The 14,550-nt window shown below is 51.3% G+C and carries 15 protein-coding genes; 5 read left to right on the top strand and 10 right to left on the bottom strand.

Features of this window, described 5'->3' with window-relative positions; all coding sequences use genetic code 11:
• Positions 1 to 24 precede the first annotated feature (24 nt).
• The 6 genes from PsAD26_RS29800 to PsAD26_RS27210 all read right to left on the bottom strand — a co-directional run bounded on the left by PsAD26_RS29800 (position 25) and on the right by PsAD26_RS27210 (position 6,299).
• Positions 25 to 180 carry a hypothetical protein gene (locus PsAD26_RS29800; protein WP_193758374.1) on the bottom strand — a complete coding sequence of 52 codons (156 nt, stop codon included), beginning with the start codon at positions 178 to 180 and terminating at the stop codon, positions 25 to 27.
• Between the two features lie 22 nt (positions 181 to 202).
• Positions 203 to 661 carry a hypothetical protein gene (locus PsAD26_RS27230; RefSeq protein ID WP_063290309.1) on the bottom strand — a complete coding sequence of 153 codons (459 nt, stop codon included), beginning with the start codon at positions 659 to 661 and terminating at the stop codon, positions 203 to 205.
• A gap of 270 nt (positions 662 to 931) precedes the next feature.
• Positions 932 to 2,659 carry an ABC transporter ATP-binding protein gene (locus tag PsAD26_RS27225; RefSeq protein ID WP_063312904.1) on the bottom strand — a complete coding sequence of 576 codons (1,728 nt, stop codon included), beginning with the start codon at positions 2,657 to 2,659 and terminating at the stop codon, positions 932 to 934.
• Positions 2,660 to 2,671: 12 nt separating this feature from the next.
• Positions 2,672 to 3,634, bottom strand: coding sequence for an ABC transporter permease (locus PsAD26_RS27220; protein ID WP_063290307.1), 963 nt, complete (start codon positions 3,632 to 3,634; stop codon positions 2,672 to 2,674).
• 21 nt (positions 3,635 to 3,655) lie between these two features.
• A complete protein-coding gene (locus PsAD26_RS27215) occupies positions 3,656 to 4,636 on the bottom strand; it encodes an ABC transporter permease (RefSeq protein ID WP_057461862.1) in 981 nt (326 codons plus the stop codon).
• An 82-nt stretch (positions 4,637 to 4,718) separates the two neighbouring features.
• On the bottom strand, positions 4,719 to 6,299 hold the full coding sequence (locus PsAD26_RS27210) for an ABC transporter substrate-binding protein (RefSeq protein WP_063312903.1): 1,581 nt from the start codon (positions 6,297 to 6,299) through the stop codon (positions 4,719 to 4,721).
• Between the two features lie 313 nt (positions 6,300 to 6,612).
• Between PsAD26_RS27210 and PsAD26_RS27205 the strand changes: the two genes are divergently transcribed.
• Positions 6,613 to 6,963, top strand: coding sequence for an ArsC family reductase (locus PsAD26_RS27205; RefSeq protein WP_063312902.1), 351 nt, complete (start codon positions 6,613 to 6,615; stop codon positions 6,961 to 6,963).
• Positions 6,964 to 7,066: 103 nt separating this feature from the next.
• On the opposite strand, the gene PsAD26_RS27200 is transcribed toward PsAD26_RS27205, so the two are convergent.
• Together PsAD26_RS27200 and PsAD26_RS27195 are read right to left on the bottom strand one after the other, a co-directional pair.
• Entirely contained in the window at positions 7,067 to 8,308 is a 1,242-nt protein-coding gene (locus PsAD26_RS27200) for a radical SAM protein (protein WP_063312901.1), read from the bottom strand.
• Positions 8,309 to 8,421: 113 nt separating this feature from the next.
• Positions 8,422 to 9,225 (bottom strand): creatininase family protein, encoded by an 804-nt coding sequence (locus PsAD26_RS27195; RefSeq protein WP_063312900.1) that lies wholly within the window; start codon positions 9,223 to 9,225, stop codon positions 8,422 to 8,424.
• A gap of 207 nt (positions 9,226 to 9,432) precedes the next feature.
• On the opposite strand from PsAD26_RS27195, the gene PsAD26_RS27190 reads away from it, so the two are divergent.
• Both PsAD26_RS27190 and PsAD26_RS27185 read left to right on the top strand, forming a co-directional pair.
• On the top strand, positions 9,433 to 10,245 hold the full coding sequence (locus PsAD26_RS27190) for a hypothetical protein (protein ID WP_153041592.1): 813 nt from the start codon (positions 9,433 to 9,435) through the stop codon (positions 10,243 to 10,245).
• A gap of 33 nt (positions 10,246 to 10,278) precedes the next feature.
• Positions 10,279 to 11,046 (top strand): ABC transporter ATP-binding protein, encoded by a 768-nt coding sequence (locus tag PsAD26_RS27185; protein WP_063312898.1) that lies wholly within the window; start codon positions 10,279 to 10,281, stop codon positions 11,044 to 11,046.
• A gap of 25 nt (positions 11,047 to 11,071) precedes the next feature.
• Here the strand turns inward: PsAD26_RS27185 and PsAD26_RS27180 are convergent, their stop codons facing one another.
• A complete protein-coding gene (locus PsAD26_RS27180) occupies positions 11,072 to 11,482 on the bottom strand; it encodes a hypothetical protein (RefSeq protein WP_153041591.1) in 411 nt (136 codons plus the stop codon).
• Positions 11,483 to 11,808: 326 nt separating this feature from the next.
• Between PsAD26_RS27180 and PsAD26_RS27175 the strand changes: the two genes are divergently transcribed.
• Entirely contained in the window at positions 11,809 to 12,336 is a 528-nt protein-coding gene (locus PsAD26_RS27175; protein ID WP_063312896.1) for a MarR family transcriptional regulator, read from the top strand.
• 158 nt (positions 12,337 to 12,494) lie between these two features.
• Here PsAD26_RS27175 and PsAD26_RS27170 read toward each other — a convergent pair whose 3' ends face one another.
• Entirely contained in the window at positions 12,495 to 13,022 is a 528-nt protein-coding gene (locus tag PsAD26_RS27170) for a DinB family protein (RefSeq protein ID WP_063312895.1), read from the bottom strand.
• A 202-nt stretch (positions 13,023 to 13,224) separates the two neighbouring features.
• On the opposite strand from PsAD26_RS27170, the gene PsAD26_RS27165 reads away from it, so the two are divergent.
• Entirely contained in the window at positions 13,225 to 14,289 is a 1,065-nt protein-coding gene (locus tag PsAD26_RS27165; RefSeq protein ID WP_057461854.1) for a LacI family DNA-binding transcriptional regulator, read from the top strand.
• Positions 14,290 to 14,550: the final 261 nt, after the last annotated feature.

Raw genomic sequence — 14,550 nt, 5'->3', positions numbered from 1 at the left:
AAAGTGCAACGCGCTCGTTTTTCTCTAGTCTTTGTCGTCTTCTTTTACGTCAGACTTGTTCTCAATTTTATCGAGTGGGAAGCCGCCGAAAAAATAGCATGCTGCTTTTTGAGTTGGTGTAACAGCTTTATGTGCGAAAGGGTTTTGGGCTGCTGCGTGCAGTTTGCTCAAGTCTTTCATAATTGTCTCCTTTTAAAGTCTGTCAGGATTTATCTGTGGCGTCGTGAATGGTGATGTGTCCGCGACATGTGCCGTCAGAAAATACGCCAACAACGGGACTTTCGCCGCTCACACCTGAGGCGAACATCGTCACTTCGACGGGGGCTTTATCCTCGCTATCAGGGAAGACGATTTCATAAGTGTTCGTGACGGTGAAAATACCTTCACCTACAGTGCCGTCGGTTTCCGTAATGAGAATGTCGTGGCCTTTTTCAGATTCAACCTGCTGATGGCCATCAGCATTTTTGCCTTTATGTACGGCAGAGTAACCGTCGGAATAGCGGGTCTTACAGGTGCCGTCATCAGGCTGGCCGGAGACCAATGACAGTTCAGAAAATTCGACGGTGGTTTTCCCAGTCGTGTCGTGATTGTCAGCCAGGACCGGTGAGATCGCGAGGCCGAGGAGGCCAAGGCCTGCGACGGCGGCAGTTGTCTTTTTCATATTTTTTAGCCTGCTCTGATCGAAATGGGTTCGCATTAGTCGCTTTTGTATCCTTGCGGATGAGCAGAGCTTAGGGATGGCTGTCTTAATGAAAATGCTAAGCGTTGGGAGGAAGTGTATCCTAGGGTAATGCAAGCTGAAGTGCTTGTAGGAGACTTTAAGCGCTATTGAATTAGTGGTTGTGTTGTTGCGTTAACTTATCATCTGGCGTGCAGGCAAATGAAAAGGGCCCGCTGGGGGCCCTTTGTGGTCTTCGGAATGTGAGTGGTGTTAGGCCAGTTCTTCTTCCAGATTTTGGCGGGACAGGCCGTCCATGCTTGGCATCAGGGAGAGGAGTTCCTTGGTGTAAGCGTGTTGAGGTTTGTCGAAGAGGTCTTCGGTGTCCGCAACTTCCAGAAGCTGGCCATGGCGCATAACACCGGTGCGGTTACACATCTGCCGGATGACCGCGAGGTCGTGGCTGATGAACAGCATGGTGAGGCCCAGCTCGTCCTGCAGGTCTTTGAGCAGGTTGAGGATTTGTGCCTGAATGGATACGTCCAGCGCGGAAGTTGGTTCATCACAAACCAAGAAGCGAGGGCGTGTCGCCAGGGCGCGGGCAATGGAGATGCGCTGGCGCTGACCGCCGGAGAACTCGTGCGGGAACTTGGCTGCTGCTGCGATGCCAAGGCCGACGTGCTCCAGAAGGTCATCAACGATCTGGTTCACTTCGCTGTTGGTGCTGGCGAGTTTGTGGAACTTGATTGGTTCAGCCACAATATCACGCACACGCATGCGGGAATTCAGGGAGGAGAACGGATCCTGGAAGATCATCTGCATCTGGCGGCGCATTGCCAGAACCTGCTTCTTGTCTTTCAGGCTGGTCAGCTCCTGCCCAGCAAAGTGGGCGGTGCCGCCTGCCGGGTGGTAAAGGCCAGTGATGACGCGGGCCATGGTTGATTTACCGGAACCACTTTCGCCCACGAGGCCAAAGGTTTCCCCTGCATGGATGTCAAAGCTAACTTTATCCAGAGCGGTGAAGTACTGCCTGTTTTTAGAAATCCATGCGTCCTTGGTGAGGAACTTCATGGTGATGTCTTTTACATCAAGCAGTGGGCCATCGACAGATTTGTAGTCACGCGCCTTGCCCAGCCAGTGGGTGCCGATGTCGATTTGCTTGAAGGGCTTTGCTGAGCCTTCAATGTAATCGACCTGCGGGAAGCGATGCACTTTTACATCCGGACGCGGAACGGCGGCGATCAGGCTTTGAGTGTACGGGTGCTTTGGAGCGCCCAGTACCTGCTTGGATTCGCCGTATTCAACCAGATCACCACGGTACATCACCGCAACGTGGTCGGTGAGGTCTGCGATCACACCCATGTCGTGGGTGATGACGACCATCGCCACGTTCTTCTCTTCACACAGACGCTTCATCAGCTTCAGGATCTGAGCCTGAATGGAAACGTCGAGCGCGGTTGTTGGCTCATCTGCGATGACAACTTCCGGGTCTGCGCAAAGAGCGAGAGCGATCACCACACGCTGGCGCATACCGCCGGAGAACTGGTGCGGGTATTGCGCAATGCGTTCTTCCGGATTTGGAATGCCAACCTGATCCAGCAGATCAACCGCATGTGCGCGAGCTTCTGCCTTGGAGAGCGGCAGGTGCAGGCGGATGGTTTCGACCAGCTGGAACTCGATGGTCTGGAGTGGATCCAAAGAGGTCAGCGGATCCTGAAAGATCATGCCGATGCGCTTGCCGCGCAGTTTGCGCATGCTTTCAGCTGCGAGGTTGTCGATACGTTTGCCGTCGAGGTGGATTTCACCTTCGGCAATCCGGCCCGGATTTTCCAGAAGACCGATGACGGCGTTGCCGACGGTGGACTTGCCGGCGCCACTTTCTCCGACCACGCCGAGGATTTTACCGGCGTCTACGGAGAGATTGACATTACGGGACGCTGTGAAGACGTCTTTGCGGCTCGGAAACTCAACAGTGAGGCCGCGAATATCTAAGATGCTCATGGTCTGGCCTCCCTAGCGCAGTTTCGGGTTCAAAGCGTCGCGGAGCCAGTCGCCCAGCAGGTTTACTGCCAGCACGAGGATCGCGAGCGCCAGACCTGGGAAGATCGCGATCCACCACTCACCTGAGAACAGGAAGTCGTTGCCGATGCGGATCAGGGTGCCCAGAGATGGCTGTGTTGATGGAACACCAACGCCAAGGAAGGAGAGGGTTGCTTCTGTGATGATTGCCAGAGCAAGGTTGATGGTTGCAATAACCAGAACCGGACCAAGCACGTTTGGCAGCACGTGGCGGATCATGATGATCCATGCCGGAATGCCAATGACGCGGGCGGCCTGAACATACTCTTTGTTCTTCTCCACCAATGTAGAGCCACGAACTGTACGTGCGTACTGCACCCAGAATGACAGGCCGATGGAGAACGTTAGAATCCAGATTGCCCAGGTCTCACGATCGATGTTGCCAAAGATGCCGTTTGCAATGCCGTCGATGAGCAGTGCCAGCAGGATGGCCGGGAAGGTGAGCTGGACTTCTGCGATACGCATGATGATCGCGTCTGTGCGGCCACCGACATAACCGGAAATCAGGCCGAGGGAGATGCCGAGGACTGCGGCAAACGCCACAGACAGGAAGCCCACTGCCAGAGAAATACGCATGCCGTACAGGATGCCAGAGAGCAGATCGCGGCCCTGATCATCTGTGCCCAACAGGTAGCGTGGGTCGGACCATTCCATACCAATCGGTGGAATGCGTGCGTCCATGATGCTGATCTGAGCCAGATCGAACGGGTTGAACGGTGCGACAAGCGGAGCAAACAGGGCTGCGAGCATCAGCACTACCGTGGTGAAGGCCGCGAGGACTGTCACCTTGGAGCTGAGGAAGCTGTGCAGCAAGTCGCTGTCGAGGAAGCGGGCCATTGCGGAGCGCGGGGCTTCTGAAGCCTCACTGCCGGAAACGGTTGGTGTGTTATCTGTCATGATTATTATCCTTACCGTTTCTTATGCGCGGCCGCGTTCGGTGCGCAGGCGTGGATCAATCACGACGTAGAGAATGTCTACGATGAGGTTGATGAACACGAAGATGAAAGCGGTGAGCAGCAGGTAAGCTGCCATGATCGGAATATCCACATTCTGCACGGCTTGCAGGAAGAGGATGCCCATGCCCGGCCACTGGAACACGGTCTCGGTGATAATCGCAAAGGCGATGATGGAGCCGAGCTGCAGACCGGTGATGGTGATCACAGGGACCATCGTGTTTTTGAGAGCGTGGATGTAATAGACAGACCGGTTCGGCAAACCGCGAGCGCGGGCGAACTTGATGTGGTCGGTCCGCATCACTTCCAGCATCTCAGCGCGGATCAGGCGCATGATGAGGGTCATCTGGTACAGCCCAAGCGTAATTGCCGGCAGGATGATGGCCTTCAGACCGCTGATGGTTAGGAAGCCTGTGTCCCAGAAAGACCCCAGGGCAACGACCTCGCCGCGGCCAAAGCTTGGCAGCCACTGCAGTGTGACCGAGAAGAAGAAGATAAACAGGATGCCGATAAAGAATGTTGGCAGAGAGATACCTACTAGAGATACCGACAAGAACATCTTTGAGAGCCAGGAATCGCGGTTCAGACCGGTGTAAACGCCCATTGGAATGCCCAGCAGCAATGCAAAAATTGCAGAGGCGAAGGACAGTTCCAGAGTTGCAGGCAGACGGCGACCAATCAGGTCTGCCACAGGCTGCTTGAACTGGTAGGAGTTACCGAAGTCAAACTGGATTGCGCCCAGGACATAACGGAAAAACTGAACGAGAACAGGGTCGTTCAGACCGAGGCGCTGGCGCAAGGCTTCACGCTGTTCCGGGGTGGTCTCAATGCCCACCATCTGGTTTACAGGATCTCCAACAAAGCGGAAGAGCAGGAAGGAGATTAAGGCTACGACAAACATGACCACGAGAGCCATGGCGATACGCCGGGAAATAAAGCCAAACATGGTGTTTTATAGTTGTTCCTGAGAATAGAGGCGCCCGGCGCTTAGGGCGCCGGGCTATTATTTTGTTGGCTAAGCCGTCAACTTAGTTCTTCACTACAAACTTGAAGTGGAACTCGTTATCCGCACGCTGCTTCAGAGTAACCTTGTCGGATACACCCCAAGCCAGACCCTGCTGGTGCAGTGGAATGTGAGATACTTCGTTGTTCAGGATTGTGTAGGCTTCGGAGATCATGCTGTTACGCTTCTCTTCGTCGTTTTCGGAGAGAACCATTTTTGTCAGCTCATCAACACGTGGGTTACAGTAACCACCGAGGTTGAATGGTCCACCAGCACCTTTGTCATCACGGCAGTTGTTGAGGTTGAGCAAAATGTTGTAGCTGTCGAATGAACCTGGGGTCCAGCCCAGCATGTAGAAGGATGTGTCAAAGCCGCCAGATGCCAGGATCTTAGCGAAGTACTTCGCTTTAGGCTGTGCATTCAGGTTTACTTTGATGCCTACGCGCGCGAGGAATGCAGCAGTTGCCTGACAGATTGCTTCGTCGTTGACGTAGCGATCATTCGGGCAGTCCATGCCAACTTCAAAGCCGTCTGCATAACCTGCTTCTGCGAGAAGTGCTTTCGCAGCTGCTGGATCGTACGGGTAGCGGGAGAAGTCACCGGAGTTTGCGAACAGGAATGGTGAGATCATCAGAGCAGCTGGCTCGGACAGACCACGCATGATTTTCGCTTTGATCGCATCAACGTCAATTGCCTGGTAGAACGCCTTACGAACGCGAACGTCCTTGAATGGGTTCTTGCCTTTGATGTTGGAGTAGGTCAGCTCATCACGCTTCTGGTCGAAACCGAGGAAGATGGTGCGCAGCTCAGGACCGGTCAGTGCAGATGTACCTGCATTGCTGTCCACACGCTTGATGTCCTGTACCGGGATTGGGAACGCCATGTCCAGCTCGCCGGAAAGAAGAGCTGCAACGCGGGTTGCATCAGATCCGATTGGAGTGAACTCAACGCCAGTCAGGTTGTGTACTTTCTGGTCCCACCAACCGTCGTTTACGGTGAAAGTGGTTTTAACGCCTGGCTCATGCGTTGCAATCTTGAACGGGCCGGTGCCGTTTGTATTCAAAGATGCATAGTTTGGATTGGTGTCAGAAGCGCTTGTCACTTTTACAGCGTTGTTTGCTTCAGTCCATTCCTTATCCATGATGTACCAAGTGGACCACTCGGAGTGCAGGATAGGGTTTACGCCTGTCAGGACGAAATCAACGGTGTAGTCGTCTACTTTCTCTACCTTCACGTCCGCAGCGATGCGGGTTGTCAGGTCAGAGCCTTCAGCGCGAACACGGTTTGCAGAGAAAACCACGTCGTCAGCATTGAAGTCGTTGCCGTTGTGGAACTTGACGCCCTTGCGCAGGTGGAAGCGCCAGCGGGTTGGTTCAATAACTTCCCAGCTCTCTGCAAGTGCAGGTTCGATCTGGAGATCAGCTGTACGGCGTACGAGACCTTCATACACATTGCCGTGCATGGCCATGGTGAATGTTTCGTTCAAGCTGTATGGATCTAGCTGATTGTAAGTCCCTTGAAATGCGAACTTCAGCGTTTCAGCATTTACCTGAGTTCCAGCAGCAAGCGTCATTGCCAATGCAGCGGATGCAATCTTTAAACGCATTCTAAATTAACTCCCCTTTTCCCCTCATGCAGAAAATTAATTGTTCTGCAGGGCCCCTCTGGTTTCGCCGACCACTTATTAGGCGGATTCTGGCATCTTAGTGATATTACCCATATGAATGAATGCGTCTAGGGGGCATTGCGTAGTTGAAACGAGGAATTAATGTGGGCGCAGCGCAATTTCATAGCGTATTCAGGCGCTAAGGGATGTATTTCTTGCGGTTTAATGCGTGTCAGTTGAGAGACACACCAACGTTAAGATGAGTATATTTCATCTAATGATGAGGAAATGAAGGGTTCTGATCTTGTTGATTATGTATGGTATTCGCAATTGCGACAGTGTTCGCAAAGCTCGTAAACTTCTGGATGAATCAGAAGTCGAGTACAATTTTCACGATTACAAGAAAAATGGTGCAGATGAAAATGCGCTGATAGAGGCCTGCGAGCGATTCGGTTGGGACGCTGTTTTGAATAAACGGGGTACCACATGGCGCAAATTGGATGATGAAACCAAGGCTGGTGTGACGGACCAGGCCAGCGCTATCGCCTTGATGGCACAGGAAACTTCATTAATTAAAAGGCCACTTATTACGGGTGGAAAGCAACTTTTGCTTGGATTTGATGCGTCTTTGTGGGGTGAAATTTTGGAAAAAGGAGAGCTGTAGGGACAGTAGAACTGTTCTAAGCTCTCCTTTTTTGGACGGTAAAGTTTAAGGGTTGGGATCCTTTAGGCTTAGCCATCCTTCCTATGGTATGAGGCGCTGGCAATCACGTAATCTGAAGCGTGGTTGCCAACCCGAAATCTTTTATCTGACGAAGTTTTCTCGAAGCTGACCGCGACATTGAGTAAAAATGCTGCGAGAATTCTTCTGCACCTGCCTCAAGCTCTTCACAGGTCATGTTTTTTGGCTGATAGACCGCGTGGGCCCCATCAAATTCTCCCCAGTTGTCAGAGAGCAATCTGTCCTCTTCTTCCAGCTGTTTGTAGAAGCGAGAGCCGGGGAAGGGGATGGCGATGGCGGGTGCGGTAATATCTACCCCTATGTCATGGTAGAACTTGGCGGTTTCGATGAAAATTTCTGGTGTATGCTCGTCGAAGCCAAAAATAGCTGTGGTGTCGACAATAATTCCATGTGTATGAATGTTAGAAATTTGAGATTTTAAGTTTTCAGGTTTCACAAAACCCTTGCCAGCACGTTTGAGTGCTGCCTTGGATGGGGTTTCTATTCCAATGAGCAAGTACTTCGCACCGGACCTTGCTGCGGCTTCCAGAAGTTCTGGATCATCTGCTATACGAATAGTGGTTTCGCCCGCCCATCTAATCTTGAGCGTTTCTAATGCTTTGAATAATTCCAAAGCGTACTCACGATCCTCCGTCAGGTGATCGGCGTGAAGTTCGACCCAATCGGTTTCCATTTCGGAAATCTCATTGATTATGTCTGGGATCGGACGATAGCGGGTTTTTCCGAGCATGCCGGGGATGAGGCAGAAGCTGCAATTGTGTTTGCAGCCACGGCTGACCAGCACCGACCATTCCCAGCCATACTGTTCTGCGGTGATGAGGTGGCGCGGATATGGGTTAAGCTTGGACATGTCGGCGTAGGTGCCGGTGTATCTTGGTTTGAGGCTTCGGTTTTGCGCATCCTGCAGCAACTCATCCCAGACATTTTCACATTCGCCTGTCATCACCGCATCTGCATATTCGCCGGCTTCTTCTGGCATGAAGGTGGCGTGGAGACCGCCAATCACAACCTGACTGCCCTTTTCCGAGAAAGCTGAGGCGAGCTCGTAGCCTCGGTTGGCATCCGGGGTTGCGAAGAAAAGCACCACGAGGTCGGCGGTCACCTTACGGGGATCGAACATCCTGATGGTTTCGTCATGCATCTCCAGCTGAAAATGGCGAGGGGTTGCTGCCGCAGCTGAGAAGATGGACTGAGGCGGGCCTCCACGCGCTTTCTTGTAATCTTTAAAATAGCTCGGAGCAGAAGCTTTGATGAGACAGATCTTCATTGCCAACCTCATGTGTTTGTTTTGAATAAATTGTCATAAATGACAATTTATAGCAAGGGGAATTTTTAAGAGGATTTATCTCGTTGAAATTGCGTGATTAATTCAGGATCTGCTTAGGTCCTGCTGAAGGAGGAGACATCAAATCTTTGCACATCGCGCAGGAGTTTGATGAATTCCTGAGAGGCGTGTGTGAGGGATGTCTGGCCTTTTTTTGCTGTAGCGAGAGCCGCGTTGCCAAGAGCGCCGGTCTTGTTCAGATCCTCGCTCATCCAACCATATTGATGGCGGCCATGGGCGCGCAGATAAGCATCGTTGTTGATGTGGTCAGTTTGGGTCGAGGTGAAGTCTGTGGCCTGATCCATGCGCACCAGGTCCGGGCGCAGAGCCAGCATGATGGATGTTTCGATATCGCCGCCATGAATGCCGTAGGTGAACTCTTCCGCAGAGTAGAGACCTTCCGGCTGCCCAAAGCGGAGCCAGCTGGATTCCACGGCGAGCATGTTGTGTTTTAGGCGCAGATCGCGGGTGATGATGTCCATAAGCGGTGAGTTGCCGCCGTGGGAGTTGGCAAGCACCAGTTTGCGGATGCCTGCTCTGGCGACGCATTCTCCGATCTCAATCCAGGCTTTGACAGCGGTTTCCCATGTGAGGCTGAGTGTGCCGGGGAATGAATGATGCTCGTCTGACTTGCCGACGGCCTGAACAGGCAGGAATGTGACCGGCAGATCATCAGGCAAAAGCTCAACCGTGCGAGCGACTTGCCCCTCTGCGATGCAGGTGTCCGTGTAGACCGGAAGATGAGGGCCATGCTGCTCAATTGCTGCAATCGGCAACACCGCGATCCAGTCGCTGGTGTCACTCTCAGAGAAGTCAGTTGTTGTCATCTCATGCCAAAAACGGCGGGGCAGGGCGCTCATGTGGTTTTCCGGTGCTTGTTGTCTTGCATGCAGAGTAGCGTGTTGAAGCGTGGACGTCATGGGGGAAGGCGTGGGATGCTCTGGTTTTTCAGAGGTAGTGGGTAGGAAGGTGTTTACTTTGCTGGCGGGCGGCAGAGGCTAATGGCTCACGCGGGGAGTGGTGCCCCGTCCTTCTTGGTGGCTAATAACAAGAAGGAGAAGCCGATTATGTTTTCCAGAAAGACACGAAAAGGATTGCTCGGCGGTGTTGCACTGGCGCTGGCTGGGATGATGGCTGGCGAGGCTGGGGCTGCTGGAGCCGTGTTGCTTACAAAGGAAATTTGTACCAATCCCGCTGATATCATTGTGTCGCATTGGGCTAAGCTGAAGCATGGGGCTAGTGACGTATATTTTATGAAATCTACGGGAGAGGTAGAGAAAATCAATACAGAAACGGATTTTGATGATCTGGCTAATGTGTATGTTTCAGCGCACGGGTCTCCGACAAATGTGGGGGGCATTACAAACGCCCACTTTGCCAGTTTTTTTAAGGCAGCCCATGCGAATACACCTGACTTAATATTTTTTAGCAGTTGTAGCACCGGAGCCGGTGATGTTCGCAAACTAACCAATGAAAAGTATGGCAATGCTATTGGCTCGCTGTATGGGCCACTTAACTCATGTGCTTTGGTTGGTGATGGCAGTGCTGACCTTGCAAGTGCACAAAACCTTTACAGTGTGTCTCATACTGACGACGATGACTTCAATACCGTTGCAGACAACATCATGGATGTCTGGTCTGGAACTGGTGAGTACAAAGATACTGGGGTGACCTGGAAGGCTGCCTGTGAGGCATATGTTGACCCATTAGATACAGATGATCTTGCTGAGTTTCATGATGCAGTCTATCAAGAATTTATGGTCGATGCTCAATCAGACGATATTGCTACCAGTCATAACTATGGCTTACTGATTAAGTGGAACAATGAAGGCACTGAGTTTGACGTTTGCGGTGCAGATCATGCCCCTTGCCCTGACTAAGATCAGCCAAAATCTGGATAACCAGAAGGTTAAATGATGAAAAATTCCCCCCTCCTGTCCCTAAAGGACATCTCCAAGACCTTTGACAATGGCACCACTGCTGTTGATGGGTTTGATCTGGATGTGCGGGCGGGGGAGTTTTTGAGCATTCTTGGGCCGTCAGGGTGTGGGAAGTCTACTATTCTGCGGCTCATTTCCGGGTTGGAGGAGCCTAGCTCAGGTGAGATTATCCGATCCGGACAGGAAGAGGTTGGGTTTGTTTTTCAGGAACCAACGCTGCTGCCGTGGGCGAATACTTTTGAGAATGTCTGTTGGCCGTTGAAGGTGAAGGGTGTTTCCAAGCGTGATGCGAAGGATCGCGTGGAAGAAGCGTTGGAGACGGTTGGGCTTTCCAACTTTGCGACGCATATGCCCTCTGAACTTTCTGGCGGCATGAAGATGCGGGTTTCCATTGCACGAGCCCTGGTGACCAAGCCGAAGTTGTTGCTGATGGATGAGCCGTTTGCGGCTCTGGATGAGATCACTCGCAATAAGCTGAATGATGATCTGCTTGAGCTGAAGTCTGCCCATGACTGGACAATCCTGTTCGTGACGCACTCTGTTTATGAGAGTGTGTTTTTGTCTTCCCGCATCGTTGTGATGGCGGCGGGACCGGGACGTATTACCCACGATATGACACTGGACGCTTCTTACCCACGCTCGCTGAACTACCGTATGGAATCACAGTATGCGTCGTATTGCCGTGAAGCGGTGGATGCGTTGGAGCGAGCTATGGGACATCGGGTAAAAGTATCCGCGTAGAAAGATCAACTAAAATGTGCTTCAATTAGTCAGCTTCAGCACAAGAGAGCTGTACTTTCCATCCACCACTAAACGATACAGCAGTTTCTTGCCAAAGAAGTTTGTTGGGGGGGAGCTTGGGCTCCAAGCAAATAATGTCGTTTAGCAAAACAGCTAACATAAAGTATGCATTTTCTGACAGGTCTGTGGACTTGATGATCAGATCGAAAGGTTTTGTGAAGTCGGAGTTGTCATAGATTGCAGAGAAGGACTGCTCGAGAAATGATCCCGTGAATTCTGGCATACGTCCTGTTTCTACTGCATAGGTGGTTGCTTTGAACGTTGAATAGATAGCATCAAGGTCAACCTTGCCATCGGCTAGCACAGGAACATCGATAGTTTCGGCCTGCGCAACTGATCCGGAAAGCAAAGCAAATAAAAGTACAACACGAAGCATTTCAATCACCAATAAAAACAACCGACAATGCTTACATAACACCTCAAAGTTTGCGTTTGAAAGCAACTTTAAACGCTAGAATGCTAATTAGTTTAGCTCATGCCACGTTTCCCTCCTCAATAGCGAATATTAGTTTTCCAGATCTATGCACCCAAAATCCCACTGAGTAGAACTTAAAGAGCTTATTCGCCTAAGAAATCTCATTAGGTCACTAAATAATTATCGAACTGTCATCTGAGTTATATATTCGGCGGCTATCACTGCTGTGCGGCGCCTTTTTTCGGGCGTTTTACGTTGATCGGGACAGCAGCGAGATTAGCCAGACCATGGGTTTTAATTTTAAAAAAAGCACGACTTTTCGTCTTGCTCAGGCCGCGAAGGCGCAACGGGCGCGTTCTGGGGCACACTTATCGCGCATTGGATTGCATCCGGGGCAGGAAGCTGTTCTGAAAGTTTTGAGCGAGACTGATGGCAAGACCATGAGCCAGTTGGCTCTGGCGCTTGGTGTTCAGCCGCCAACCGTGACAAAAATGGTGACACGCCTGACAGCTCAGGGACTTGTGTTTCGCCGCATTTCTGAAACTGACGGTCGGCTTGCCCGTGTGTTTTTGAGTGAAGAAGGCCGTGACCGGATTTTGTTGGTTGACCGTGCGTGGAAGCGTCTTGAGAAAGAAGCGCTTGCAGGTATGGATGACAAAGACCGCAAGAAGCTTCGTCGTTTGTTGCGTCAGGTTGAGAAAAACCTGTCTGCCAGTTTTGAAGATGATCCGGATCTGGAAGATGAACTGGAAAATGATGACAAAACTGCGCAAGAGCAGGCAACGAGGAAAGCAGAGCTGGAAGCTGCTGATTAAGCTGAAGGCGTAAAGCCTGTGCGTGGAACACAGGGTTTTGTATTTTTTATTAGTTTAGAGCGTGTTGCGTTCATTTACATTCACGCACCAAGCTCAAATTTTTTATTTCCTTGCGTATTCTTGTCCGATAACCGGAGCCAATTTTTGGGGAATATGCTCTAAGCGTCCTGGCAGAGAAACAACAGATCTGTGTCTGGTGTTTCCAGCCCAAACTGAGTGAGTAGGGTTGTTATCTGCCCTCTGTGATGGGTTTGGTGATTGAAGAAATGCAGCACCAAGTCCCCAAAGTTTTTCGTTGCAGGTATGCCTTTCATGTTGGCATAGGTGAGAGCGGCCTCCGCTTGGGCGGTGGTGATGTCCCCTGCAAATTCTTCAATGATCGCGTCCAGCTTTTGCCGGGCTGCTTTCAGGTCTGACCAGCTGTCATATGGAATAGATGTGAGTGCTGTTGGCACTGGAAACTGATCAAGTTGCTGCAGGCTCTCATAGGTTTGGGAATGCTTTGCGAAGCGGCGTAGCCAAACCAGATCTCCCACCACAATATGATTGAAGGTCGCGGAGACTGACTTGAAGAATGCGCCGCGGTCTTCTTTAAGCTGCGCATCGCTCAGCTGGTCTGCGCACTCGTAAAGCCGTGCATTCATCCAGGTATTGTATTGGGCTAATAACTTGAAGTCTGAATGCATTTTCTCGAAACCTGATATCTGGTTATGTATTTAAATGAAATATATCAGCATGTTTGATGAATTTAGCAAGGTGCTAAAACTTGAGAATTCATAATGAATTCTCTTTGTTGGCTGTGAGGAGTATTGCTATTTGCTAATGTTGCTGTGCATAAGTGCTTAAGAATACAAACTGGATCCGGCTGGATATGCGAGGACATCGGCATTGAGCGGCACAGGTAAACCATTGAGATTAGGCGATCTTGCCGAGAAACTGGGCGTTTCGACGGCTACGGTTTCTTTGGCTTTGAGAGATTCCCCTTTGATCGCCAAAGCCACGAAAGCACGGGTGAAAGCCTATGCTGAGGAAGTGGGTTATATCTATAATCGGTCAGCTGCATCTTTGCGGACATCTCAATCCAATATGATTGGGGTGGCGGTTCACGATATTCTCAATCCATATTTTGCAGAGGTCTTTCGCGGCCTGGAAGAAACACTGGCGCTGCACAATAAGACCATTCTGATTTGTAATCACCGCGATATTGTAGAGCGGCAAAAACACTTCACGGATACGCTGCTGCAGCACCGAGTTGATGGGCTCATTCTGTGCGCTTCGGTTGGCACGACTGACAAGGACATCAACTCCATTGTGCGGCAAGGGGTGCCGGTTACGCTGGTTTGTCGCGATGTGGCTGGAGCAGATGCACCTTGTGTGCGTGGGGATGACTTTCTTGGGTCTTACCGCATTACAAAACATCTGATTGAGCAAGGGCATACTCAAATCGCCATGGTTGGTGGCCGGCGTGGCAGTTCTGCCGGGCGCGACCGGAACCGTGGTTGGCGGTCTGCACTCGAGGATGCGGGGATCAATGCGGATGAGCAGCTGGATATTCCTGAGTTGATGACACAGGATGATGGTCGATCCATTGCCAAGCAGATTGTGCAGACGGATCCTCGACCAACAGCTGTGGTGTGCTTCAACGATCTTGTGGCGCTGGGCGTGATGAGTGCTGTTCGCCGACTTGGCGTTGAGCCGGGGCCTGACCTGGCAATTGTTGGTTATGATGACACCGAGGGCACTGAAAATCGGACTCCAGCCTTGACCACTGTGGACAATGGGGCCGGAACCATCGGTGTGAATGCTGCAGAACTCATGCTTTCGCAGATGAATGGCGAAAAGCTCAGTAACGAACTGACGTTAATCGAGCCTAAGCTTCGTATTCGTGAGAGTGCGCCGCCTCCGGGTGAGCGGCTGGTGTCAGTGGACGGGCTGTGCGCGACCCGTGAGTAACTGCCATTTGAAGCCAAGTGGCAGTTAGGTGATCGTGAAACTGCCGCATTGAAACTCTATGTTTACTATGCCGCGCTTATCTAAGCGGCGTCTTGTATTGCGTTTGGAGTTTCGTCATGGTCAGTTCTCGTGGAAGCATCGAAGATCATAAAGACTTGAAGATGTTTGGTTTTTTTACACTCGCCATGACATGTATGGTTCTTCTCGTCGGCTAGGCACCTCACACGACTCGTTTGTTTAACAGGATGGAACGCTCATCAT

Source organism: Pseudovibrio sp. Ad26, assembly GCF_001623285.1.
In the GTDB taxonomy this organism is placed as follows: Bacteria; Pseudomonadota; Alphaproteobacteria; order Rhizobiales; family Stappiaceae; genus Pseudovibrio; species Pseudovibrio ascidiaceicola.
The sequence above is the reverse complement of the archived record's forward strand: the minus strand, read 5'-3'. Positions and strand labels throughout refer to the sequence as shown.